Below are 23,136 nucleotides of genomic sequence, written 5' to 3'. Positions count from 1 at the left end.
CGGGTAAAGAACGATGCGAATTTCCACTATTCAGCAGTTCAACAGCGGCGTGCGGGGCATTCAGGATAACTACGCCAATGCCTCGCGGACCCAGGAACAGATCAGCTCGGGCAAGCGCATCCTGTCGCCGGCCGATGATCCGGTGGCCACCGTGCGTCTGCTGCAGCTGAGTCAGGAGTCGAACAAGCTGGAGCAGTACAGCAACAACATGACTGCCGCGAACAACAGCCTGGCGCAGGAAGAGGCCATTCTCAACTCGGTCAACAACGCGCTGCAGCGCGTGCGAGAGATTGCGCTGGAAGCTGGTGGTGGAGGCCTGACCAACGAAGACCGCGAGGCGCTGGCGACCGAACTGGGGCAACGCGAAGAGGAGTTGCTGGATCTGTTCAATAGCCGCAACGCTCGAGGTGAATATCTGTTTGGTGGCTACCAGAGCAACGACGTACCCTTCGTCAAGAACCCCGATGGCAGTTACAGCTACCAAGGAGATGAAGGACAGCGTTCGGTGCAGATCGCCGGTTCCAAGACAGTGGCGCTGAACGACAACGGCAAAGAGCTGTTCGTCAACGTGGCCAACGTCAACCGCGTGCTCACCAGTGCTGATGCCGCCAATACCGGTAGCGGACGTATCTCCTTGGGTGTGGTGGAAAACAAGAACACCTACGATGACACTTTCTACCCGCAAGGCAGCGTGGGTATTGTGATTGGCGCCAATGCTGCCAGTTACGAGATTGTCGACAGTGGCGGCAATCCGCTGGTGCCGCCGGTGACCGGTGACCTGGAGGAAAATGACGACGGTGGCTACGACATTCGCTACGCAGGGGTAGTGGTAACCCTCGACGGCGAGTTGGCCGCTGGCGACAGCTTCAGTATTGCCACCGGCGACAGCGCCCCAGCGAGCAATAAACGCGAGACGCGCAGTGTGCTGGAGACCATTTCCAATTTGCGCAGCACCCTGGAAACCAGCACCGACAGTACCGAAGACAAGCTGCACCGGCGCGACGTGATCGCCGTCACCCTGGATAACCTGGATAACGCGATGAACAGCGTACTGCAAGTCCAGACCACCATCGGTGCACGGATGAACGTGATCGACTCTACCCAGGTGCAGAACGACGAATTATCGCTGATCAACACCAGCGTAACCTCCGAGCTGGAAGACCTCGATTACGCCGAAGCGCTGAGCCGCCTGTCGTTGCAGACCGTGGTGCTGGAAGCGGCGCAGCAGAGCTTCGTCAAGGTCAGCGGCCTCAGCCTGTTCAATCTGTTGCGTTAACCTGCCGGCGTCTGGGCGGCGGCTTGTAACATCTCGATAAAGGCACTGGCCGCCGGTGACAGTGGCCGGTGCAGGCGTGTAACCAGGCCAAAACTGGTACCTGGCATCAGCGCTGGCCAGTCCAGCAACACCAACTGACCGTTGGCTAGCTCTGTGGTCAGGGTGCTTCGGCTGGCAATGCTCAGGGCGTCGCACTGCATGACCAGTCGCTTGAGTACATCCAGGTTGTCGCACTCCAGGCTGATCATCGGTTCCGGGCGCGGCAGGGTGCGCCGGAGTATCTGTTCGATACTCCCGGGCAGACGGAAACTGGCCAGAGGGTAGTCGGCCAAGCGCTCGCGGGTCAGCTCGGGTTCGCTGCACAGCGGGTGACCGGGCCGGCAAAACAACAGACTGGGCTCTTGCTGCAGCGGTTGCACCTGGAGCAAGGGGTCACCCTCCAATTCTCGAATATCCGCCACAAAAAGCTCCAACTCCTCGGCCAGCAGCTGCCGCCGCAGGGCATTCCAGTGCTGAATGTCCAGGCGTACCCGGACGCCCGGATAGCGCCGGTTGAACTCGCCCAGTACGCGCGGCAGCAGATCAGCGGCGGGGAAGGGGCCGGCACCGATCAACAGCTCTCCATCTTCCAGGTCATTGAACTGGCGCAAGGCGTTCTTCAGCGCCGTACTGCCGGCCAGTAGGCGCTTGGCGTGCGCCAGCACCAATTGGCCCTGCGGTGTCAGCTCCACGCCCTTGCCGCCCCGCACAATCAGCGCGCAGCCCAAGCGGTGTTCCAGGGTCTGGATACTGCGGCTGAGTGCGGGCTGGCTGAGGCCAATGGCCTCGCCCGCGCGAATGAACCCCTGATGCTCGACCAGCGCCGCAAAGTGGCGCAGGGATTTCAGGTCCATCGGGTGCTGTTCGCTCATGGGGTCGCCAGCGAGTTGATGATCGGGCAGTCGGGGCGTTCATTGCCCTGACAACACTCGGCCAAGTTGGCCAGCGTGTCGTGCATAGCCTGCAGCTCGGCAATTTTCTGCTCCAGCGTCTGCAGGTGGTGCTGCGCTAGGGCCTTGACCTCGGCGCTGCTGCGCGAGCGATCATGCCACAGGGTCAGCAACTGCGCGGTATCGTCCATGCTGAACCCCAGTTGTCTGGCGCTATGAATGAAGCGCAGAGTATGCAGCTCGCGTTCATTGTATTGGCGGTAACCGGCATTGCTGCGAGCCGGCGCCTGCAGCAGACCGATATTTTCATAGTGGCGAATCATTCTGGGGCTTAACCCACTGGCCTTGGCGGCCTGGCTGATGTTCATGCGGTCTCCGGTTTCCAGCGCTTGAGCAGCAGGGCGTTGCTGACCACGCAGACGCTGCTGGCCGCCATCATGCCGCCGGCCAGCATGGGATTCAGCAGTCCTATGGCGGCCAGCGGAATGCCAATGCAGTTGTAGACAAAAGCCCAGAACAGGTTCTGCCTTATCTTGTGCCAGCTGGCGCGTGACAACGATAGCGCCGCCGGTACCAGCAACGGGTCGCCGCGCATCAGAGTGATACCGGCGCTGTGCATGGCCACATCGGTACCGGTGGCCATGGCCATGCCGATATCGGCTGCCGCGAGCGCTGGCGCATCGTTGATACCATCGCCGACCATGGCCACCGACTTGCCCTCGGCGCGCAGCCGCTGAATGACCTCGGCCTTGTCCTGCGGCAAGACATTGCCGGTTACCTGGGTGATGCCAAGGGTACGGGCTACTGCTTCGGCAGCGGCCTGGCTGTCGCCGCTCAGTAATTGGGTGCTGATGCCCTGTGCGTGCAAGCGGCTGACAGCCTCAGCAGCATTGGGTTTGATGGTGTCGGCGAAGGCGAGCAGGGCGACCGCGCGGGGCGGGTTGCTAGTGGCCAACCAGGAGACAGTGGCACCCTGGGCGGCCAGTGCATCGGCGTCGGCCTGGCAGGCCGACAGATCAACGCCGTTGTCGGCCATCAGCCGGCGGTTGCCCAGCCAGACGGTGTGACCGTCCACTTGGCCTTGCGCGCCCCGACCGGCCAGCACCCGAAAGTCACTGGCGGCCGCCGTGCGCACGCCTTGCGCAGAGGCATAATCACGGACGGCCCGCGCCAGCGGATGCTCCGCCTGCTGCTGCACTGCCTGCGCCCAGGCAAGCGCCTGCTGCCGTGGCGTGTCATCGAGCACTTGAAACGCGGTCAGTTGCGGCTCGCCCCGGGTCAGAGTGCCGGTCTTGTCGAACACCAGGGTATCGATATCGTGTGCCTGCTCCAGCGCTACCGCGTCGCGGATGAGGATGCCATGGCGGGCAGCCACGCCAGTGCCCACCATGATTGCGGTGGGGGTCGCCAGGCCCAGGGCGCAGGGGCAGGCAATCACCAGCACGGCGATGGCGTTGAGCAGCGCCTGCTCTGAGCCGATAAACAGGCTGCCAATCCCCCAGGTCAGCAGGGCAAGCACAATCACGACGGGCACGAAGATGGCGCTCACGCGGTCGACCAGGCGCTGGATTGGCGCCTTGCTGGTCTGCGCGGTCTCCACCAGACGTACGATCTGCGCCAGGCGGGTTTCGGCACCGGTGGCACGCGTTTCCACCAGCAGCAGACCATCCTGATTCATCGCACCAGCGCTCACCTCGTCGCCGGGTTGCCGGCTCACGGGCAGGCTTTCCCCGGTCAGCATCGACTCGTCCACATGGCTGCCGCCTTCATTGACCACGCCATCCACCGGAATGCGTTCACCGGGCCGAACAATCAGCAAATCGCCGGGGCTGACCTGCTCCAAAGCGATGATCTCCTCTTCGCCATTGGCGTTGCGCCGCCGTGCGGTATCTGGTCGCAGGGCGCTGAGTGCGCGGATCGCTTCCAAGGTTTGGCCCTTGGCGCGATTCTCCAGATACTTGCCCAGCAGAATGAAGCTGACGATGGTGGCCGAGGCTTCGTAGTACAGTGCCGGCATCTCCCCGGGCGCAGCCTGCAACAGATGCCAGGTGCTCAACGCCCAGCCGGCACTGGTGCCGAGGGCAACCAGCAAATCCATATTTCCGGTTTTGTTGCGCAGCGCATGCCAGGCACCACGATAAAAGCGGGCGCCAAAGATGAACTGCACTATCGAGGCCAGCAGTAATTGCAGCCAGGGCGGGAGCATCAGATGGTGGTAGCCAAATAGCGCCGGCACCATGCCTGCCGTCAGAGGCAGCGTGAATGCGATGGCGAGCAGCAGCCAATGCCACTCCTTGCGCAGCGTATCAGCCTGCTCTGGCTCGGCGGGGTGCGCCGCATCCAGCCAGCGTGCTGGATACCCGGCGGCCTGCAGCGCCGCGAACAGTGGCTCGGTATCGGCATCCTTGAGCAGCGTCACCCGCGCCTGCTGGCTGGCCAAGTTGACCTCGGCGTGCTGCACCCCGGCGACAGAGCTTAGTGCGCGTTCCACGCGACCTACGCAGCTGGCGCAGCTCATGTTCTGCAGTTGCAGCAATCGGGATCTTTGCTGTGCGGGGTAGCCCGCCTCGGCCAGTGCTTTGGTTGCAGCCTGCAGCTGCTCGGCGCTGGCGTAGTTGAAGCGGGCGCTGTTGGCGGCCAGATTGACTTGTGGCTCGGTGATCCCGGGGAGATCATCAAGCAACCGTTCGACACGGCTTACGCAGCTGCCGCAGTTCATGCCGTCCAGGGTCAGGGTAACGCTGTGCATTTCGACTCTCCCATGTTGATCAGGAGTTCAGCATGAACCTTGACATCGTGTAAAGGTCAAGCGGTAAACACGCGCTCCGTCAGCTGGCCGGGTCAGAATCCGAGCTTGGGACCGCTGCTGCCTTCGCCCAGTTTGAGCCCGACCTTGAGAATCCAGTCGTTGTCCATGGCTGCGACGACCCAGCTATGGCCCTCCCACTGAATATGATCACCAACCACCGGATGGCCACCAAAGTGGCGGCTGAAGAAGGCCGCCAGCGTCAGGTCTCGCATCTCCTCGGGCACGTCGAAGCCGTAGAACTTGCCGACCTCACCAAGCTGGGCGTCGCCTTCAAGGATGAAGTCGCCGAAGAAGTTGCGACTTTCCAGGTAGCGTTTGGGCTGCGCCTTGCTGAACAGTTTCGACAGCGCCGGCAAGTCGCGGGGACGACCGACCACGCAAAGCACGTCGTGCAGCGCCAGCTGGGTGCTGCCGGTGGGGTGTAGCAGCCGGTTACCGCGAAACAGCGCTGCGATGCGCGTGTCGGCGGGCATGGTCAGGTCGCGCAGTGCGACCCCGACACACCAGTTGGCGTTATCCAGCTGATAGATCAGCAGTTCAAAGTCACCCTGAATGGCGGTATCCAGGCTGGTGCGCTGCAAGGGTTCTGGTTGCGGTGGGATCTCCACCTTGCACAGGCGTGCTGCCAGCGGCAACGATGAGCCCTGCAGCAACAGCGACACCAGCACCACCACAAATGCCAGGTTGAACAGCAGCTGTGCCTGCTCCAGCCCGGCTAACAACGGAAAGATCGCCAGAATGATAGGCACCGCGCCACGTAGCCCGACCCAGGCGATGAATAGCCGTTCGCGCCAGGAAAACACGAAAGGCGCCAGGCAGATGAGCACGGCAATGGGCCGCGCAACGAAAATAAGAAACAGCGCAATCAGCACTGCGGGCATGGCAATGATCAGCATTTCGCTGGGAGTTACCAGTAAGCCAAGCATGAGGAACATGCCGATCTGACTAAGCCAGGCCATGCCATCCTGTACCTGCAGAATGTTCTGCAAATTGCGCACGCGCTTGTTGCCGAGGATTAGCCCGGTCAGGTAAATCGCCAGAAAGCCGCTACCGCCAATCTTGTTGGTGACCGCAAACACCAGGATGGCGCCGCTGGTAATCAGCAGCGGATAGAGCCCCACTGGCAGGTGCACGCGATTGACCAGCCATACCAGCAGAAAGCCGCCACCCAGACCGCACAGTGCGCCGATGCCGAACTGTTCAATCAGCAGCAGGGCGAAGTTCCAGCTAAAGCTGGTTTGCCCGCTTGAGAGCATCTCGACCAAGGTGATGGTCAGGAAAATGGCCATGGGATCGTTCGAGCCGGACTCGATTTCCAGCGTCGCGCCAACCCGCTGCTTGAGGTTCAGCCCCTTGCCCTGCAGCAGCGAAAAGACCGCGGCGGCATCGGTAGATCCCACAATAGCCCCAAGCAACAGGCCCTGCAGCCAGTGCAGATCAAGCAGCCAGGCGGTCAACCCGCCGGTCAGCGCGGCGCTGATCAATACACCGCCACTGGCCAGCGACATGGCCGGCCAGAGGCCGACCCGAAAATTCTCCACCCGGGTGCGCATGCCACCATCCAGCAGAATGATCGCCAAGGCCAGGCTGCCGATTAGAAAGGCGCTGCTGGTGTCTTCAAAGGCGATACCGCCCAGGCCGTCTTCGCCCGCGAGCATGCCGATGACCAGGAAGATCAGCAACAGCGGGATGCCCAGCCGCGAAGAGAGAGAGCTGGCAAGCACGCTGAAGCAAAGCAGCAGCGCGCCGATCATGAACAGGGTATTGATGTAATCCATTAAGCGCTGGCCTGAGAACCGGGTGGTAGACAGGTCTACTATATCTTCTCCGACCCGGCTGGGTGAAAAAATTACTGTATAGTCAAGCGATTGCACTAGCGGAGGTGGAGATGGACGCAGCATTTTGGCAAGCCCGCTGGCAGCGAGGTGAAACCGGTTTTCACAAGGCGGCGGTAAATCCGCTATTGAGCCGCTGGTGGCCGCGCCTGCAGGTGCCGGTCGGCGCGGTGGTCTGGGTGCCGCTGTGCGGCAAAAGCCTGGATATGCTGTGGCTGCGCGAGCAGGGTCAGCGGGTGCAGGGCGTTGAGCTGGCACGCAGTGCACTCGAGGCCTTTGTCAGTGAACACCAGCTGGCGCTCGACTGGCAGCAGCAGGGCGAGTTCAGTACGGCTACAGGTGATGGTTTTGAACTGTTTTGCGGTGATTTTTTTGCGCTGACGCCGGCCATGCTGCAGGGAGTCTGCGCCGTTTATGACCGCGCGGCCCTGATAGCCCTACCGGAGCCCATGCGCGTGGCTTACGTGGCGCATACGCGCCAGCTGCTGCCGGCCGGCTGGAAAATGCTGCTGGTAACCCTGGACTATCCGCAGGAACAGCGCCCCGGCCCGCCTTTCAGTGTTCCCGATGCAGAGGTCAAACGCCTCTACGCCGGTTGCCAAATAGAAGTGTTGGACGAGCAGGATGTACTGGCCGATCATGCGGTATTTGCAGCCCAGGGTATGCGCGAGCTGACCGAGCGGGTCTATCTGATTTCCGATGGGGATGCTGCAGCCTAACGCTGCGGCCTTTGCTGTGAGATAAGCCATGCTGGCGTCCCTTGCCTTGTTGTACAAGCTGTTGCCGCTTTACGTCACGGTAGGCCTTGGCTGGGTGGCAGGGCGCTATTTGGATGCCAGCGGGCGTCATATTGCCGGCATCATGATGTACATAGTGACTCCTTCGGTGGTGTTTGCCGGGGTGATGAACGCGCCGCTGTCGCCTGAGGTGGTGTTGCTGCCGTTTCTGACGTTCAGTCTCTGCTCGCTGCTGGGCTTGCTCCATCTGTGGCTGGCCAGGCGCTGGGTGCACGATGGCAGTGCCAACATGATCCCGCTGTCGGTGGGCACCGGTAATACCGGTTACTTTGGGATCCCGGTCGCCCTGCTGCTGTTCGGTGAACAGGGTCTGAGCATCTACATCGTCTGCATGTTGGGTACGACGCTGTTCGAGAACTCGGTGGGTTTCTATCTGGCGGCACGCGGTCGCTTTGGTGTGCGTGACTGCCTGCGTAAGGTACTGCGCTTGCCGTCGCTGTATGCCTTCTTCCTGGCCGTACTGCTGAACTACAGTGGGCTGAGCATCCCTGACGCTTTCGTGCCGCTGTTCGACAACCTGCGCGGTGCCTACAGTATTCTGGGCATGATGATTATCGGCATGAGCATCCTCAGTTTTCAGGGCCTTGCCGGCAACCTGCGCTTTACCGGCTTGGCGTTCTTCGGCAAGTTTATCAGTTGGCCGCTGGCCGCCTTGCTGTTCTGGTGGCTGGACAGCCAGTTTCTGCATATCTACGACGTGGCGGTGTATCGCGCCATTTTGCTTATCTCCATCACCCCCATCGCAGCCAACACGGTAGTGATCGCAACGCTGCTCGATACCAGCCCGCAACAGGTGGCAGGCACAGCCCTGCTGAGTACTCTGGTAGCGCTGGTCTATATCCCTCTGATGATCGCCTGGTTGCTGCCAGTGGTTGGCTAGCGGCCAAGCGCCATTATTTTGTAACAATGGATTTTCATTGGGCCTGAATGCCTTAAATCCGTTAATGCTTTGCCAGATTTGGTCGATACTGTGGTTAGGAGTCAATAGCGCTGAGAAGTGCTATTGCGCCACTGCGGGGCTGCCTGGTGATCTTGCTCCCGTTGAGGTCGTCATAACTATCTGGGCAGGGAGTCCGGGGTCGACGGACAAATGGACTGCATGTCAAAGGACTTGAAACGCCGCGTGCTACGGCGTTTGCCAACGTCGCCGACAACTATAGCCAACGCCGCTAATTAAAAAGAGTGCAGACAATGATCAGCCTATTTCGTGATATGAGCTTCCGTTGGAAGCTGACACTGCCAATATTGGTCCTCGCCATCTTGTTTGGCATCCTTGGGTTTTCAGCTTTCTGGGCTGTCAATAAGGTTGAAAGTCGGTTGGAGCGGGTTTCTCAAGAATTGCTGCCGCAAAGCTCAATTATCCTTGAAGCCGACCGCGACATGTACCAGGCGTTACAGGCCGAGCGGGCCTTGCTGGCCGGTGTTCCGGCATCTGAGGTAGGGGATGAGCAAACCGCTAACATGCAGCAGGCGCGTGATCGGATTGCGAAATACGGTGCGTCTACGGTTTCTGCGCAGGGCAAGGCGCTGGCGGCGGATTTTGCACGGGCCTTTGAAGTCTGGCAGCGCACCTCGCTGGACAACGTGCGGATGGCGGCGGGCGGCAATGCCGATCAGGCCAACGACATCAGTTATGGTCGCGGCTATGAGGAATTCAGCAAGGCGCGTGATCTTATTGATCAAATGACTGAGTTGGTCAACGCCGGAGCGGAGCAGGAAGGTCTCGACGCCGCGGCCGATGCTGACGCCAGTCATTTCCGGGTCGGAGTTGTGCTGGTGATCGGTGCGCTGGTGTGCCTGTTGATGATTGCTTTCTTTCCCGGTCTGATTGTCACCCCCCTGCAGGACTTGCTGCAGCGCATTCGCGACATCGCTGACGGCGAGGGCGACCTGACCAAACGTGTGACGGTACATTCGAAGGATGAGCTGGGCAAACTCAGTGTTGCGGTCAACGACTTTCTTGAGCAGCTGCAGACGCTGATACGCCAGGTCGCAGAGTCGACTCTGCAGGTGGCTTCTGCCGCCGAAGAGATGAGTGCCATCGCCACGGGACAGGAGCGTCTGGTCAACGAGCAATACATGGCAATTGATCAGGTCAGTACTGCGGCTACCGAAATGAGCGCGGCCATTCACGAGGTGGCGGACAACGCGCACAGCACCGCCGATGCTGCCAGCACTGCCGACAAACAGGGGCACCAGGCCTCTGAGGTGGTCGGGCACACCATGAACGATCTGCGCCGCCTGGCTGCTGACGTCGAAGAGGCCGCCGGCGTAATCGACAACCTGGAGCAGGACACCGACAAGATCGGCGGGGTACTCAGCGTGATTGAAGGCATCGCCGAGCAGACCAACCTGCTGGCCCTGAACGCAGCGATTGAAGCAGCGCGTGCGGGTGAGCAGGGCCGCGGCTTTGCGGTGGTCGCAGATGAAGTACGGGCATTGGCGGCGCGTACCCAGGACTCGACCCGCGATATTCAACAGATGATCCAGAAACTGCAGGCCGGTGCCGGCCAGGCGGTATCGGTGATGCAACGCGGCGCCGAGCTGGCCGCGCAGAGCGTCGAGAAGGCCACAACCACTGAAACCTCTCTCTCGGAAACATCGGCCTCGGTGATGCGCATCAACGACATGGCGGCGCAGATCGCTGCTGCTTGCGAAGAACAGAGCCAGACCACCGAAGACATTGCCCGCAATATCAGTGGTATCCGTGACCTGTCCAACCAGGCGGCGCAGTCCTCTCAGGAGAGTCGTGATGCCAGTAACGCCTTGGCGCGTCTGGCCTCGACCCTGCAACAGCAGGTTGGTCGCTTTAAAACCTGATATTCGGGTTGTAACTTGTGGGCAAGCCGTTACAATAGCGCGGCCTGACATCAGCTCAGGCTGCTATGGTGACCCTGCCGGTCCCCTCGCAATGATCAGCCGTGAACCCGGTCAGGCCCGGAAGGGAGCAGCCGCAGCGGTCATATCGTGTGCCGGGGTGTGGCTGGTAGGGTTGCCACCCATATTTATTTTCGTTTCTCTCTCCCCCCCTTTTTTTTAAGTCAGCTCATGCATTCAAACGGATAATCCCATTTACTGGTCGGGAAAGCTTCGCGTGCCTGCGTGATTTTACAACCACGCAGGCCCGTCTTGGTTATACCCGGAAGTGGCTGATCAGTTGTTGCAGCTCGTTGGCTAGTCGCGCCAGTTCTTCGCTGGTGGCAGCGCTTTGCTCTGATGCCGTACTGGTTTGTTGCGCGATGTCGTTGACGTTACTGATGTTGCGGTTGATTTCTTCAGCAACGGACGACTGCTCTTCCGCCGCCGAGGCGATCTGAATGTTGATGTCGTTTATGCGTGTTACCGCGTCAGTGATAGCCATCAGGCGGTTACTCGCCAGCCCAACGGCCTCTACTCCACGCCCTGCCTTTTCTGTGCTGCTTTGCATTACGCTGACAGCTTGCTCAGCGCCCTCTTGCAGGCGGGTAATCATGCTGTGGATTTCGGTAGTGGACTGTTGCGTGCGCGAAGCAAGTGCACGCACCTCATCAGCTACCACAGCAAAGCCACGGCCTTGTTCGCCAGCGCGCGCAGCCTCAATTGCGGCGTTCAACGCCAGTAGATTGGTCTGTTCGGCTATGCCTTGAATGACGGTCAGTACTGATGTGATGTTGCCGCTTTCCTTTTCCAGGCTCTGGATGACTTCGGCAGCGCGTTCAACTTCTTCGGCCAGGGTTTGAATGGCGTCGATTGTCTGGGTAGCCAGTTTGCGCCCTTGCTGAGCCTCAAGTTCTGCTTCGTGTGATGCTTCTGCTGCTTCTGCGGCGTTGCGAGCCACATCCTGAACGGTAGCCGTCATCTCGTGCATGGCAGTGGCTACCTGCGCTACCTCATGGGTTTGCTGGCGCACTCCGCTGCCGGTCTGCACGCTGATAGCGGATGTTTCCTCGGCTGCAGCCGCCAGTTGGCTGCTGGACGCGGCGACTTGATTGATGGTGCGCTGGAAACGTTCGGCCATGCGATCAAAGGCTTGGCTAATGCGACCAAGCTCGTCCCGGCTGGAGTCATTGGTGCGGGCAGTAAGGTTGCCTTCGGCTAGCTGCGTGCTGGCTTTTTCGAGGCGCGCAACAGCTGCGCTGATACCGGCAATAATGCCCCAGGACAGCAGAGCGAGCACAATGATCGCGAGCAGGGTAGTCACCGCAGAAAATACCAGCGTGTGTTGATAAGCCGCCTGAGCCGATTGGAACTCCTGCTCGGCTACCCGTAGCTGCAGGTCGAGCATCTTGTCCAGAGTGCTGTAAAGTGCGTGGTTACCGGGTTGCAATTGGTTGAGCACGATTCGGTTGGCTTCAGCAAAGCGTTGCAGTTGCAGTTGGGAGGCAGTGGGATCAATGCCTCGTGTCAGTACGTCGTTCAGCTGTGGTTTTGCGGTGTCGGAAAGCTGCTTTTCTTCAGGGGTGAGGTAGGTTGCCAGATAAGCTTCCCAATCATCGGTTACGCGCTTTCTGGCAGCAGTAACCGCATTTATGTGTTGATCTATCGCGTGCTTATGGCTAGCACTTTCTGCGTGTGAAGGGTCGTGCTGTAGCGCGTACAAAAGCTCAGCTTCTATATATTGCAGCTCATATTTGATTCGACTGAGTTGCCCTGTAGGCACCAGGCGATCCACATAGACAGTTTCCAGCGAGTCTGCAGAATTGCTGATAGCTCTTACTGCAGCAACGCTCAGTAGAACCAAAAGCAGCACTGCGAAGATAATCAGACCAATCAGTCGTGTTCTGATGGTCAGGTTATTGAGTTTGTTCATTGATATAGCAATCCGAAGGTAGGAGGTCACGGTTTGGCAGGCACTGAGATTTCCTTATACGCTGCGTGGCGTTGTCGCTAATGCCATCGCTCGTTTAAGTAGAAAGTCACTGCCATGTGCCAGACCGGTATAGGCCTCTTTCCCTCGCATTCACGCCCCTGCTTGCGATACATTATCGGCCGGCATCGACAATAATGGAATCAAGCAGACCTAATGAGTTATCAGGTATTAGCCCGCAAGTGGCGTCCTCGTCTATTCCGTGAAATGGTTGGGCAGACGCATGTGCTGCAGGCGCTGATCAACGCGCTGGACAATAACCGGCTGCATCACGCTTACCTGTTTACCGGTACCCGTGGCGTAGGTAAAACCACCATTGCGCGCATCCTCGCCAAATGCCTGAACTGTGAAGTGGGCGTTAACTCCGAACCCTGCGGCGTCTGTTCTGCCTGCCGTGAAATCGATGAAGGCCGCTTTGTTGATCTGATTGAAGTGGACGCGGCCAGCCGTACCAAGGTTGAGGACACCCGCGAGCTGCTCGACAACGTGCAGTACGCGCCGTCACGCGGGCGCTTCAAGGTCTACCTGATCGACGAAGTGCACATGCTTTCCAGTCACAGTTTCAACGCTTTGCTTAAGACGCTGGAAGAGCCGCCGGAGCACGTAAAATTCCTGCTTGCGACGACCGACCCGCAGAAGCTGCCGGTCACCATTCTGTCGCGTTGTTTACAGTTCTCGCTGAAAAACATGCCGCCGGAAAAGGTGGTAGAGCATTTGCGGCATGTGCTGAGCGAAGAATCCATCGCTTATGACGACGAGTCGCTGTGGCTGCTCGGTCGTGCCGCAGATGGTTCGATGCGCGATGCGCTCAGTCTGACCGATCAGGCGATTGCCTTTGGCAATGGCGCACTGCAGGTGGCTGAGGTGCGTAGCATGCTGGGCACCATTGATCATGGCCAGGTATTCGGTTTGCTGGATGCGCTGGTGGCCAACGATGCTCGCGCGCTGATGCAGGCGGTTGCCGAGTTGGCAGAGCAGGGGGCCGATTTTGCCGGCGTGATGGCCGAGCTGATTTCGACCTTGCAGCGCCTGGCCATGGCGCAAGTGGTGCCGGAAGCGGCTGATAACAGCCTGGGTGATCAGGCACGGGTACTGGAGTTGGCCGGGCGCATCAGCGCCGAGGATATACAGCTCTTCTATCAACTGGGTCTGCATGGGCGGCGTGACCTGCCCCTGGCGCCGGAACCCCGCGGTGGCTTTGAAATGGCACTGTTGCGCATGCTGGCGTTCCGGCCGGGCACCCTGGGTGACGGCCCGGTGGTCAGTGCGCCAACGCACCCGCCGGCGGCGCCGGAACCTGAGCCGGAAAAGCCGGCAGGACTCAGCCCGGCCAAGGCTGAGTCTGCAAGCGACCGGCCTGATGACGCGGCGCCGCCGCGTCCGCAAGCGCCGACTGTCGAGCCTGAGCAGACTGCTCCCGTCGTGCCCGCTGTGCAGCCGGCGACCAGTGCCCAGGCTGCGGTGGAGGCTTCGCCGCTTGCCGCGCCGCCGCCAGTCAGCCAGCAGCCAATCAACCCCAACACGCCGGTCAAGCCGCCGCAGCATGAGCCGCCCGCCGAGTGGCTGGAGTCACCGCCACCGCAAGACGACGTGCCGGACCGTGATGATGACGACGAGTCGTTGGACGCTGCGCAGTATCTCGGCGACTGGGCGGACGAAAGCAGCGTCGCTGCGGATAACATCCAGCAAAGCGAAGCTGACGATATCAGTGACCTGCCCCCCGCCACGGGGCTTGCGGCAGAGTGGCTGGAGCTGTTCGAGCAGCTCGGCTTGAGTGGGTTGACGCAGAGCATTGCTGCACACTGTCAGCTGGTGGCCCGTGATGCCAGCGTTTGGTCGCTGCATCTTGATCCGGGCCACAGCGCGTTATACAACGAGAATCATCGGCAACGGCTGCAACAGGCGCTGGTTACTCAGCAGGGCGCTGAGCTGCGGCTTGAGGTAACGGTGCAGGCGCCAACCCAGGAAACGCCGGCGGTGGCGGCTGCGCGACGCAAGGCGGCCCGACAGAAGGCGGCAGAAGCGAGCATTCAGGCGGACCCCATGGTCCAACGGCTGTGCAGCGAGTTTTCCGCTGAAATATGTGAGGGCAGTATCCGTCCACTGGATGCGCCCGCTCCCTAACTACAGAGGATACAAATCATGATGAAAGGTGGCATGGCAGGCCTGATGAAGCAGGCACAGCAGATGCAAGAAAAAATGGCCAAGATGCAAGAAGAGTTGGCCAACGCCGAAGTAACCGGCCAATCCGGCGCCGGTTTGGTGTCGGTGGTGATGACCGGCCGCCATGATGTGCGCCGGGTCAGTATCGATGACAGCCTGATGCAGGAAGACAAGGAAGTGCTGGAAGACCTGATCGCAGCAGCTTTCAACGACGCCGTGCGCAAGCTGGAAAACGAGAGCAAGGAGAAGATGTCCGGCATGACCGCAGGCATGAACCTGCCTGACGGCTTCAAGATGCCGTTCTGAACAGCCCACAGGCGACGCATAAATGAGTTTCAGCCCACTGATTCGGCAGATGATTGATGCCCTGCGCGGCCTGCCCGGCGTGGGGCCCAAAACCGCGCAACGCATGGCCTTGCATCTGCTTGAGCGTGATCGTGCCGCCGCCGCACATTTGTCCAGCGCACTGGACAAGGCGATTGCCGGTGTCGGTTATTGCCGGCGTTGTCGTACCCTGAGTGAAACCGCGCTCTGTGCTATCTGTACCGATTCACGGCGTGACGCCAGTCTGCTGTGTATTTTGCAAAGTCCGGCGGATGTCTGGGCGGTAGAGCAAGCCGGTGGTTTTAACGGCCGCTATTTCGTACTCAAGGGTCACCTGTCGCCGATTGATGGTATGGGGCCCGATGAAATAGGTATTCCTGCCCTGCTCGATTGCCTTGATGGGAGTGAGGTGGCGGAGGTCATTCTCGCCACCAATCCGACGGTAGAGGGGGAGGCGACAGCGCATTACATTGCCGGCATGCTGCGCCCGCGCGGCATTAAGGTATCGCGTATCGCCCACGGTGTACCGCTGGGTGGTGAGCTGGAGTACATTGACGGCGGTACGCTCGCACACGCACTGGCAGGCCGCACCCAGATACTCTGAGTGCGGTGTGTTTGCTAGCCGGCCAATTGGCCCAATTGATAATCGCGCACGGCTTGGTGAATCTCGGCTTCGCTGTTCATCACGAAGGGACCGTATTGCACCACCGGCTCGCCAATAGGCTTACCCGCAATCACCAGTAGGCGTGCGCCTGCTGGCCCGGCCTTAAGCGCCAGTGCGTCCCCATGATCAAACCGGCCAAGTTGGCCCGCTTTCAGCTCTGCGTTGCGCTGCTGCCCCTGCGCCTCAACCCCACCTTCATAGATGTAGCTCAACAACGTATGTGCTGTGGGTACGGGCAGCTCCAGCCGCTCGTTCGGTTGCAGCAGTAGGTCGAGATACAGCGGCTGGGTGGATTTCCCGGTAATCGCGCCGCGCAGCGTGCGATCTTCCAGCGTCAGCTCTCCGGCAATCAGCTTGAGCAAGCCACCACCGGGGAGCCTGTGCTGCGTGACCGCGTCAGCGGGCAAATCCTGATAGTGGGCAGGCTGCATTTTCTCGGTAGCCGGCAAGTTCAGCCAAAGCTGAAAACCGCGCATGGTACCGTGATCCTGCTGTGGCATTTCCGAGTGGATAATGCCGCGTCCAGCGGTCATCCATTGCACGCCACCAGGCTCAAGCAGGCCGCGATTACCTAGGTGGTCTTCATGCAGCATGCGACCTTCAAGCATGTAGGTCACCGTTTCAAAGCCTCGGTGCGGATGCGAGGGGAAGCCGCCGATATAGTCATCGGCGCTGTCGGAGCCAAACTCGTCGAGCATCAGGAAGGGGTCGAAGCGCGCCGCATCACGGCCGCCGAAGACGCGGGTCAGCTTGACGCCGTCGCCATCGGAGGCGGGTTGTCCCACGATGGCTTCAAGCAGATCACGTTTTTTGAACTGGTTCATGACGCACCTCCGTTAGTGGTTATGCGTCATTGTAGTAATTGTAAATTCGATTTAATAACGCAATTTTTGCGCTAAAACTATCGATTTTACTGATCTTTTTTGGCTTGTTCGGCGTCGGCCGCTTTCTGCTGGGTCGCTTCGCCGTCCAGGGCGTCGATCAGGCGCTGATAAGCCTGACAGGCATCAAAGCTGCTGTCTGCCGGATTTTCTTCCTGCAGCTGGTTCATGCGATCACGCAGCTCATCAGCCTTGCCGGGGTTGTTCTTGGTCATGTCGTAGATCAGCTGTGCCACGACCTCTGCCTTGGCGATAGCCGCTTCGGGGGTACATGCCTCTTCGGCTGCTTGGGTTTGAGCAGAGGCGGGCAGGCTGGCCAGGCAGACCAGGCCAGCAAACAACAGCGCTGAATAGTGTTTCATCATTACCTCATGTGTGGGTATGTAGTGGTTCATGTTATCCCGATCACCGCAAAGCTCCAAGCAAGGCCTTTGGCGTTGCCAGCTGCGGCAAACTACCGGACACTCCATACAGGCATAGGGGAGGCCGCGAATGAAGGGCTGTGGAGCTATTGCAAGTATAGTGGCGATGGGCAGCTGCGCGTTTGTGTCGCACCTGCAGGCAGAACCTTTGCTGGTGGGCTTTGGCATCAACAAGCCGCCCTACGTTTTCGAATTTGAGGGACGTGGGCTGGAGTTTGATCTGGTGACCGCCGCGTTTCGTGAGGCTGGTGAAGAGGTGGAGCCCTACTACGCACCCGCGGAGCGTTTGCATCTGATGCTCAAACGCGGTGACCTGGATGCGGTGACGACCACCAACAAGGCCAGCGGCATCAGCGCCTTCTATTCAGACAGTTACATTGAATATCGCAATGTGGCGATTAGCCTGACGCGTAACCAGGTCAGTCTGCATCGCATTGCCGACCTGGATGATTACTCGGTCAGTGCCTTCCAGCGCGCGCGCTACCTGCTGGGCAACGAGTTTGGTGCCATGGCTGGGCGCAATCCGGAGTATCGCGAAGAGCCGCGACAGATTACTCGCAATCTGCTGCTCTACGCGGGGCGTATCGATGTGGTGGTTGCCGACGAGCGTATCTTCAATACCTTCAATCAACTGGTCGCAAAGCAGGTCGATGTGCAGCAGCCGGTCACCTTGCATCGCTTGTTCCCGGCAACGCCTTATAGTCTGGGGTTTGTCGACAAGGCTTCACGTGACCGCTTCAATAGCGGCCTGGCGGCACTGCGTGCCAGCGGCGAGTACGCGCGCATCATGGCGGCCTACGCGGACCAATGATGCGCGCGACTTTCAGTTGTGACTCTTCTGCCAATCCTTCTTGAGGCTGGTCCAGAAGGTTTTCAGGCTCAATACCTTGTGATCGACAGCGTCGATAAACTCGTCGAGATGTTCGATCAAATCGTGCTGGCTGGCGTCATCCCGGCGGTGCGTCGCCAATTGGCTTTCCAGTTGATTGAGCGATTCGCGCAGTTCCTTGATGCGCTCTTCGGTTTCTTCCCGGCTGTACTGGTTCATTGTGTTGTGCTCCTTGCAGTTAAAGTTGGCTGGCGCCGATCAATACCAATGGCAGCGCAAAGAAGACGCCGCCGATATAACCCGCGACATAAAGCTTGTTCTGTTGGGCGAGCGTTGCCAGCCACTCGGCAATGCGTGGTGGGACCTGCCGCAGGAAGGGCAAACCGTAGATCAGCACTATGCCCAGAATATTGAAGAACAGGTGGACCAAGGCAATCTGCAGCGCCAGCACGGCGTTGTCGCCCACAATGGCGGTGGCCGCCAGCAGCGCGGTGACGCAGGTGCCGATGTTGCTCCCCAGCGTGAACGGATACACCTGGCGCATCGAAAATACACCGGTACCGGCCAGCGGCACGATCAGCGACGTGGTGGTGGACGAGGATTGCACCAGCACGGTGATGAGTGTGCCACTGGCCATGCCCGATAGCGGGCCACGGCCAACGCTGGCGTGCATGATGTCTTTGGCGCGGCCGACCATGACCTTGCGCAGCACGCGGCCAATGGCCGAGACCACAAAGAGAATCATGCCCACCCCGATGAGGATCAGCGCAATCCCCTGCCACATTGATCCTGGCAACCAGGACACCAGAAATTTGAGCAGGTCGGTGGCTGGGGTCAGTAAGGTTTTCATGATGTTGACGCTGCCCATGTCCAGGCTGGCATCGCTGACCAGCAGGCCGGCAATCATTTGCGAGCTGATCTGCAGGGGGTGAAACAGCAGTTCGATCGGTAACAGCAAGAGCACGGCCAGAATATTGAAGGCATCGTGTACGGTGGCGGCGGAAAAGGCGCGGCGGAATTCCTCACCGTTGCGCACGTGACCAAGGCTGACGATGGTGCTGGTCAGTGAGGTGCCAATATTGGCGCCCATGATCAAGGGAATGGCGATCTGCACCGGCAGGCCACCGGCCACCAGGCCAACGATGATCGAGGTAACGGTGCTGGAGCTCTGAATGAGCGCGGTCGCGACCAGGCCAATCATCAAGCCCACAAAGGGGTTGGTGGCGAACGCAAACAGCTCCTTGGCGTTAGCGCCCGCAGCGGCTTTGAAGCCGCCGCCAATCGCACCGACGGCGGCCAGCAACAGATAGACCAGTACCACCACGGTCAGCCAGGCCAGCCATGGGCGGGCGACTGGTTGGGTGGGTTCTTGAGAAAGCGGTTCCTGCGGGACAGATTGGGCGTGGCTGCTCATCCCTGGCGATCCTGTATGAGTAAGGGTTAGGTACCCTCAGACTCTCTATGGCGACTGTGGCCGACAGGTGACAGCAGGATGAACATCTGATGACGCAGGATGGCTGGTCTTAATGTTGGGCCAGGAAGTCGCGCAGCATCTCCGGCGGTACGTCGCGTCGATGGCTCAGGCTGGCATCCCCGGTATCGGGGTGAAAGACGATCAATAACTCCTTGCGCTCAAGCAGCCTGCGCACCTGGGCAACGCGCTCGGCGAGGCTGTCGTCATAACCGTTGTCGGTACCGTCGCGGGTGACGAAGTCTTCCAGCAGGCGTTGTAGAGTCTCGGCTTCCAGCAGTTCGTAGGGTATGAGCATGGGTCTACTTCTCGGATGACAGGGTGAGCAGTGCTACACTCGCAGGCCCTCGAAATACACTTGGCCTGTAATGATTACTGACCCGCTATTCTACCTGTGCGCGATTCCTGCCGTCCTGCTTTACGGTATTGCCAAGGGCGGCTTTGGCGGCAACATCGCCATTTTGTCTGTGCCGCTGATGGCCATGGTAGTGGTGCCACAACAGGCGGCGGCGATTCTGCTACCGATTCTCTGTGCCATGGATCTGGTAGCCCTGCGTACCTTTCGCGGGCGCTGGGACAAAACCAATCTGCGCATTATTCTGCCCGCTGCCCTGGTGGGCATCGCCCTCGGCGCTCTGACCTTTCGCTATCTGAACGACGCGCACATCAAGCTGCTGATTGGCGGAATCGCGCTGGCGTTCACGCTGAATATGGCCCTGCGCCGCGGCAATCCGGAGCCGCGTCCGGCGAGCCTGTGGCGCGGGCGTTTCTGGGGTATGGTCTCGGGCTTTACCAGTTTCGGTATTCACGCTGGTGGGCCGCCAATCAACGTCTACATGCTGCCTCAGCGGCTGGAAAAGACGCTGCTGATGGGCACCATCGCGGTGTTCTTTACCGTGGTCAATTGGGTCAAGGTGCCTGCTTACGTTTACTTGGGACAGTTTTCCAGTGAGAACCTGCTTACCTCGCTAGTGCTACTGCCCTTGGCCCCGATTGGCGTGAAGCTGGGTTTCTGGATGTTGCAGCGCAGCAACGAAAAACTGATCTACCGGTTGTGCTACCTGTTTCTGTTCGTGACCGGCAGCAAACTCTTTGTTGAGGGTGTCATGGGGCTGGTTTCGGCCTGATCAGGCGCTTCAGGCTGCTGTATAGAGTAGCGCTCTGTACCGGTTTGGCCAGGTAGTCATCCATGCCGGCTGTCATGCCTTCCAGCCGATGGCTGTCAAGAATGTGCGCCGTCAGCGCTACTATGGGGGTGCGGGGCAGGTGTTCGCGCTGCTCGTGCGCGCGAATGCGGCGCGTGGCCTCGAAGCCATCCATGACTGGCATTTCGCAGTCCATCAAGATCAGATCATAGCGTTCCGGCGCAGCGCGATAGGCGGCGAGCGCTTCAACGCCGTTGGCCGTCATATCCAGACTGTACCCGGCTTTTTCCAGCAAGGTTTTCACCACCAACTGGTTGACGCTGTTGTCTTCAGCAATCAGCAGATGACCGCTGGCCTGTTCAGCAGCAACGGCAGTGTCTGGCGTGGCCTCGTTGCTGCGGTTGCCCAGCTTCCGCAGCTGCTGCAAGAGCTCGCGAATCTGGCTAGGCAGCAGTGGCGTGTCGTGAATCAGCAGGCCGGGCAGGCCATGGTTGGCGGCAATGCGGTGATCACGCTGGTCGCGTATCAGCAGGGTAGCTGTCCCGTTCTGCTCGGCGCTGCGCAGCAAGTGCTCAAGGGATTCATCGGATAAGCCCTGGGCGGCGATGACCAGCAGATCCGGCTCGGTTGCAGACTGCCGTGGGTCGTCAGTTGCGCCTGATTGGCACGTGACAAGATAGCCCAAGCGCTGCAGTTGCAGGCGATAGGTCAACTGTGCCCTAGGCTGTTGGGCAATCAGCAGAGCGCGTCCGGCGTTTTCTGCTCGGACAGTGTCGGCGGGACTCTCCTGGGGGGCGAGCGGCAGCTCCAAGGTAAAGCGAAAACTTGCGCCCTCGTCTGGCGCACTGGAAACGCTGATTTGCCCGCCCATCATGCTGATCAGCTCTTGGCTGATGGTCAGCCCCAGCCCGCTGCCACCATAACGGCGGGTGGTGCTGCTGTCAGCCTGGGTGAAAGAGCGGAACAGGTTCTGGCGGGCTTCTGGCGCGATGCCAATACCGGTATCGGTGACGCTAAAACTCAGCTGCCAGCGCGGCTGTGTTCCCTTAATAGGCAGGCCGCTGACGTCCAGTGCGATGTAGCCATGTTCGGTAAACTTGAAGGCATTGCCAAGCAGGTTGAGCAGTACCTGTTTGAGGCGTGTCGGATCGCCTATCAGCTGCCGGGGAATGTCGGGTGCAATGCTGCAGTAGAGGTTGAGCCCCTTGTCGAGTGCTTGCGCGGTGAACAGGCTGCCGGTATCGGAGAGCAGCTCCTCCGGATCGAAAGCGATGGCTTCCAGCTCCACACGTCCTGATTCCAGGCGGGCAAAATCCAGAATGTCATTGATGACGGTAAGCAAGGTATTGCCGGACTTGCTGATGGTGTCCAGATAATAGCGTTGGGTCGGGTCCAGGCGGGTGTCTCGCAGCAATTGCAGCATGCCCAGTACACCGTTCAGCGGGGTGCGTATTTCGTGGCTCATGCGGGCCAGAAAGCGGCCCTGCGCGCGCGATTCCAGCCGCGCCTGGCGTGCGTCTTCGTCCGCCCGGTAACGCGCCTCCTGCAACGCGTTGATGCGGTCGGCCAGGCCGAGGGAAAGAATGAACATCTCGACACAGATGCCGAGCTTGACCCAGGTCGTACCGTAGGACGAGCCGAAAAACTCATAGCCCAGCGAGCCCGCAGTCGACAGCATCAGTGAGCACAGCAGCAGCACCCAGGCGCCGGTGTAGTATGAGCCGTAGCGAAAGCCCTGGCGCCACACGCGGAGCCCGCTGAACAGCAGGATCGCCGAGCTGCCGAGCACAAACAGGCTGGCGGCGCGGTTGTATAAGTCATAACTGATCATCGGCAGCACGACCAGGCTGGCCAGCACCACTATGATTTTGCTGCGCAGCAGGCGATCAAGCTTCGGGAAATGCACAGCAGTATGCAAAAAGTGCCGGCTGAACTGGGTAGCAACGGCACAGTGCAGAAACATCAATGTGTACACCGACAGTGATTGTATGGTGTTGCCGGGCGCCAGCCATTTCCACAACACGCCGTCGAATACGAGCATGAACAACATCATGTTGAAGGCGTAGATCAGGTACCAGAAGTAGGTGACCTCGCGCAGCGAAACCAGCAAGAACAGGTTGTAGGCAAACAGCCCCAGCATGATGCCGTAGAACAGGCCGGCCGCGAGGCTGCTGTTTTCCTGTGCCACGGCATTGGCTGGCCAGGTAGAGGCATAGAGCGGCACGAATACGGTACTGGTCGTTTCCACCCGCAGATAAAACAGGTTGTCGCCGGGCGCCAGCGTAACCGGCAGCCAATGGTTGCGCACTTCGATGGGCCGCTGGGTGGCTTCGATATGGTCGCCGCTCTGCTGGTGGCTGATGTCGTCGCCGGCGATCCGATACAGGTCCAGTTGGTCGAGCAGGTTGTAATTGACTTCGATCACCGCGTCCTGCCGCTGCTGATCTGGGTTGCGCAGGGTGAACCGTAGCCACCAGACCGAGTGGTTCTTGCCTTGATTGACGTGACGGCTGCGGGGGATGTGCCACTCATCGGGCGTGGTCTTTGAGCGCACCTCAGCCAGCGTCTGGTGAGCGCTGGGATCCTCGTAAATCTGCAGATGGGAAACCAGATTGATCCTGGGGTTGCGCTCATCAAGTGTTACGGCGGCTGGCGCTGCACTCGCGCGGATAAATTCTTCTGGCGTGTTGGCGGCATGCGTGGCGGCTTGCCAGAGCATGAGTGACATCAGCAACAGGACTAGGC

The 23,136-nt window shown here is 59.8% G+C and carries 20 protein-coding genes and 1 other RNA gene; 10 read left to right on the top strand and 11 right to left on the bottom strand.

Annotated elements, in window-relative coordinates; translation table 11 throughout:
- Nucleotides 1-13 precede the first annotated feature (13 nt).
- Entirely contained in the window at nucleotides 14-1,276 is a 1,263-nt protein-coding gene (gene flgL / locus V7747_RS13040) for a flagellar hook-associated protein FlgL (RefSeq protein WP_335616456.1), read from the top strand.
- On the opposite strand, the gene V7747_RS13035 is transcribed toward flgL, so the two are convergent.
- From V7747_RS13035 to V7747_RS13020, 4 genes are all read right to left on the bottom strand, one after another.
- On the bottom strand, nucleotides 1,273-2,187 hold the full coding sequence (locus V7747_RS13035) for a LysR family transcriptional regulator (RefSeq protein WP_335616455.1): 915 nt from the start codon (nucleotides 2,185-2,187) through the stop codon (nucleotides 1,273-1,275). The genes flgL and V7747_RS13035 overlap by 4 nt on opposite strands.
- Nucleotides 2,184-2,573: a Cu(I)-responsive transcriptional regulator gene (gene cueR, locus V7747_RS13030; protein ID WP_335616454.1), complete on the bottom strand. Its 390-nt coding sequence runs from the start codon at nucleotides 2,571-2,573 to the stop codon at nucleotides 2,184-2,186. The genes V7747_RS13035 and cueR overlap by 4 nt, the downstream gene beginning before the upstream one ends.
- Nucleotides 2,570-4,954 (bottom strand): heavy metal translocating P-type ATPase, encoded by a 2,385-nt coding sequence (locus V7747_RS13025; protein ID WP_335616453.1) that lies wholly within the window; start codon nucleotides 4,952-4,954, stop codon nucleotides 2,570-2,572. Before V7747_RS13025 ends, cueR begins: the two co-directional genes overlap by 4 nt.
- A gap of 92 nt (nucleotides 4,955-5,046) precedes the next feature.
- A complete protein-coding gene (locus tag V7747_RS13020) occupies nucleotides 5,047-6,792 on the bottom strand; it encodes a potassium/proton antiporter (RefSeq protein WP_335616452.1) in 1,746 nt (581 codons plus the stop codon).
- Between the two features lie 110 nt (nucleotides 6,793-6,902).
- On the opposite strand from V7747_RS13020, the gene V7747_RS13015 reads away from it, so the two are divergent.
- The 4 genes from V7747_RS13015 (at nucleotide 6,903) to ffs (ending at nucleotide 10,638) form a co-directional block, all read left to right on the top strand.
- Entirely contained in the window at nucleotides 6,903-7,568 is a 666-nt protein-coding gene (locus V7747_RS13015) for a thiopurine S-methyltransferase (RefSeq protein ID WP_335616451.1), read from the top strand.
- Nucleotides 7,569-7,596: 28 nt separating this feature from the next.
- Entirely contained in the window at nucleotides 7,597-8,526 is a 930-nt protein-coding gene (locus V7747_RS13010; protein WP_335616450.1) for an AEC family transporter, read from the top strand.
- Nucleotides 8,527-8,837: 311 nt separating this feature from the next.
- Entirely contained in the window at nucleotides 8,838-10,466 is a 1,629-nt protein-coding gene (locus V7747_RS13005; RefSeq protein WP_335616449.1) for a methyl-accepting chemotaxis protein, read from the top strand.
- 75 nt (nucleotides 10,467-10,541) lie between these two features.
- An RNA gene (gene ffs, locus V7747_RS13000) (signal recognition particle sRNA small type) lies at nucleotides 10,542-10,638 on the top strand.
- Nucleotides 10,639-10,779: 141 nt separating this feature from the next.
- Here ffs and V7747_RS12995 read toward each other — a convergent pair.
- Nucleotides 10,780-12,435, bottom strand: a complete 1,656-nt coding sequence (locus V7747_RS12995; protein ID WP_335616448.1) for a methyl-accepting chemotaxis protein — start codon at nucleotides 12,433-12,435, stop codon at nucleotides 10,780-10,782.
- A gap of 213 nt (nucleotides 12,436-12,648) precedes the next feature.
- Between V7747_RS12995 and dnaX the strand changes: the two genes are divergently transcribed.
- Genes dnaX through recR form a run of 3 tightly spaced genes read left to right on the top strand, consistent with a single transcriptional unit; the run spans nucleotide 12,649 to nucleotide 15,583 of the window.
- On the top strand, nucleotides 12,649-14,616 hold the full coding sequence (gene dnaX, locus V7747_RS12990; RefSeq protein WP_335616447.1) for a DNA polymerase III subunit gamma/tau: 1,968 nt from the start codon (nucleotides 12,649-12,651) through the stop codon (nucleotides 14,614-14,616).
- 18 nt (nucleotides 14,617-14,634) lie between these two features.
- A complete protein-coding gene (locus V7747_RS12985) occupies nucleotides 14,635-14,961 on the top strand; it encodes a YbaB/EbfC family nucleoid-associated protein (RefSeq protein ID WP_092282931.1) in 327 nt (108 codons plus the stop codon).
- 22 nt (nucleotides 14,962-14,983) lie between these two features.
- Complete coding sequence (recR, locus tag V7747_RS12980) at nucleotides 14,984-15,583, top strand: recombination mediator RecR (protein ID WP_335616446.1); 600 nt, start codon at nucleotides 14,984-14,986, stop codon at nucleotides 15,581-15,583.
- A 14-nt stretch (nucleotides 15,584-15,597) separates the two neighbouring features.
- Here the strand turns inward: recR and V7747_RS12975 are convergent, their stop codons facing one another.
- Entirely contained in the window at nucleotides 15,598-16,467 is an 870-nt protein-coding gene (locus V7747_RS12975; RefSeq protein WP_335616445.1) for a pirin family protein, read from the bottom strand.
- Nucleotides 16,468-16,553: 86 nt separating this feature from the next.
- Nucleotides 16,554-16,886, bottom strand: coding sequence for a hypothetical protein (locus tag V7747_RS12970; protein WP_335616444.1), 333 nt, complete (start codon nucleotides 16,884-16,886; stop codon nucleotides 16,554-16,556).
- Nucleotides 16,887-17,070: 184 nt separating this feature from the next.
- Between V7747_RS12970 and V7747_RS12965 the strand changes: the two genes are divergently transcribed.
- Nucleotides 17,071-17,757, top strand: a complete 687-nt coding sequence (locus tag V7747_RS12965; RefSeq protein WP_335616443.1) for a substrate-binding periplasmic protein — start codon at nucleotides 17,071-17,073, stop codon at nucleotides 17,755-17,757.
- 12 nt (nucleotides 17,758-17,769) lie between these two features.
- Here V7747_RS12965 and V7747_RS12960 read toward each other — a convergent pair whose 3' ends face one another.
- From V7747_RS12960 to V7747_RS12950, 3 genes are all read right to left on the bottom strand, one after another.
- Complete coding sequence (locus tag V7747_RS12960) at nucleotides 17,770-17,994, bottom strand: hypothetical protein (protein WP_335616442.1); 225 nt, start codon at nucleotides 17,992-17,994, stop codon at nucleotides 17,770-17,772.
- Nucleotides 17,995-18,013: 19 nt separating this feature from the next.
- Nucleotides 18,014-19,189 carry a Na/Pi symporter gene (locus V7747_RS12955; protein ID WP_335616441.1) on the bottom strand — a complete coding sequence of 392 codons (1,176 nt, stop codon included), beginning with the start codon at nucleotides 19,187-19,189 and terminating at the stop codon, nucleotides 18,014-18,016.
- Between the two features lie 109 nt (nucleotides 19,190-19,298).
- The gene (locus V7747_RS12950) at nucleotides 19,299-19,544 is read right to left on the bottom strand and encodes a YheU family protein (protein ID WP_335616440.1); all 246 of its coding nucleotides are present in this window, start codon (nucleotides 19,542-19,544) and stop codon (nucleotides 19,299-19,301) included.
- A gap of 70 nt (nucleotides 19,545-19,614) precedes the next feature.
- Between V7747_RS12950 and V7747_RS12945 the strand changes: the two genes are divergently transcribed.
- Nucleotides 19,615-20,373, top strand: coding sequence for a sulfite exporter TauE/SafE family protein (locus V7747_RS12945; protein WP_335616439.1), 759 nt, complete (start codon nucleotides 19,615-19,617; stop codon nucleotides 20,371-20,373).
- On the opposite strand, the gene V7747_RS12940 is transcribed toward V7747_RS12945, so the two are convergent.
- Nucleotides 20,351-23,110 carry a hybrid sensor histidine kinase/response regulator gene (locus V7747_RS12940; protein ID WP_335616438.1) on the bottom strand — a complete coding sequence of 920 codons (2,760 nt, stop codon included), beginning with the start codon at nucleotides 23,108-23,110 and terminating at the stop codon, nucleotides 20,351-20,353. The genes V7747_RS12945 and V7747_RS12940 overlap by 23 nt on opposite strands.
- Between the last annotated feature and the right edge of the window lie 26 nt (nucleotides 23,111-23,136).

The sequence above is a fragment of the Halopseudomonas sp. genome (assembly GCF_036960865.1).
Taxonomy (GTDB): domain Bacteria; phylum Pseudomonadota; class Gammaproteobacteria; order Pseudomonadales; family Pseudomonadaceae; genus Halopseudomonas.
Note: the sequence above shows the minus strand (reverse complement) of the source record. Positions and strands in the feature narration are given on the sequence as shown.

Coding starts and splice junctions, on each gene's coding strand:
- V7747_RS12955 (WP_335616441.1), bottom strand. CDS start 19,189: ATGAGCAGCCACGCCCAATCTGTCCCGCAGGAACCGCTTTCTCAAGAA.
- V7747_RS13035 (WP_335616455.1), bottom strand. CDS start 2,187: ATGAGCGAACAGCACCCGATGGACCTGAAATCCCTGCGCCACTTTGCG.
- V7747_RS13010 (WP_335616450.1), top strand. CDS start 7,597: ATGCTGGCGTCCCTTGCCTTGTTGTACAAGCTGTTGCCGCTTTACGTC.
- flgL (WP_335616456.1), top strand. CDS start 14: ATGCGAATTTCCACTATTCAGCAGTTCAACAGCGGCGTGCGGGGCATT.
- V7747_RS12940 (WP_335616438.1), bottom strand. CDS start 23,110: ATGCTCTGGCAAGCCGCCACGCATGCCGCCAACACGCCAGAAGAATTT.
- V7747_RS12945 (WP_335616439.1), top strand. CDS start 19,615: ATGATTACTGACCCGCTATTCTACCTGTGCGCGATTCCTGCCGTCCTG.
- V7747_RS12960 (WP_335616442.1), bottom strand. CDS start 17,994: ATGAACCAGTACAGCCGGGAAGAAACCGAAGAGCGCATCAAGGAACTG.
- recR (WP_335616446.1), top strand. CDS start 14,984: ATGAGTTTCAGCCCACTGATTCGGCAGATGATTGATGCCCTGCGCGGC.
- V7747_RS12970 (WP_335616444.1), bottom strand. CDS start 16,886: ATGAAACACTATTCAGCGCTGTTGTTTGCTGGCCTGGTCTGCCTGGCC.
- V7747_RS12995 (WP_335616448.1), bottom strand. CDS start 12,435: ATGAACAAACTCAATAACCTGACCATCAGAACACGACTGATTGGTCTG.
- V7747_RS13020 (WP_335616452.1), bottom strand. CDS start 6,792: ATGGATTACATCAATACCCTGTTCATGATCGGCGCGCTGCTGCTTTGC.
- V7747_RS12975 (WP_335616445.1), bottom strand. CDS start 16,467: ATGAACCAGTTCAAAAAACGTGATCTGCTTGAAGCCATCGTGGGACAA.
- V7747_RS13025 (WP_335616453.1), bottom strand. CDS start 4,954: ATGCACAGCGTTACCCTGACCCTGGACGGCATGAACTGCGGCAGCTGC.
- dnaX (WP_335616447.1), top strand. CDS start 12,649: ATGAGTTATCAGGTATTAGCCCGCAAGTGGCGTCCTCGTCTATTCCGT.
- cueR (WP_335616454.1), bottom strand. CDS start 2,573: ATGAACATCAGCCAGGCCGCCAAGGCCAGTGGGTTAAGCCCCAGAATG.
- V7747_RS13005 (WP_335616449.1), top strand. CDS start 8,838: ATGATCAGCCTATTTCGTGATATGAGCTTCCGTTGGAAGCTGACACTG.
- V7747_RS12985 (WP_092282931.1), top strand. CDS start 14,635: ATGATGAAAGGTGGCATGGCAGGCCTGATGAAGCAGGCACAGCAGATG.
- V7747_RS13015 (WP_335616451.1), top strand. CDS start 6,903: ATGGACGCAGCATTTTGGCAAGCCCGCTGGCAGCGAGGTGAAACCGGT.
- V7747_RS12950 (WP_335616440.1), bottom strand. CDS start 19,544: ATGCTCATACCCTACGAACTGCTGGAAGCCGAGACTCTACAACGCCTG.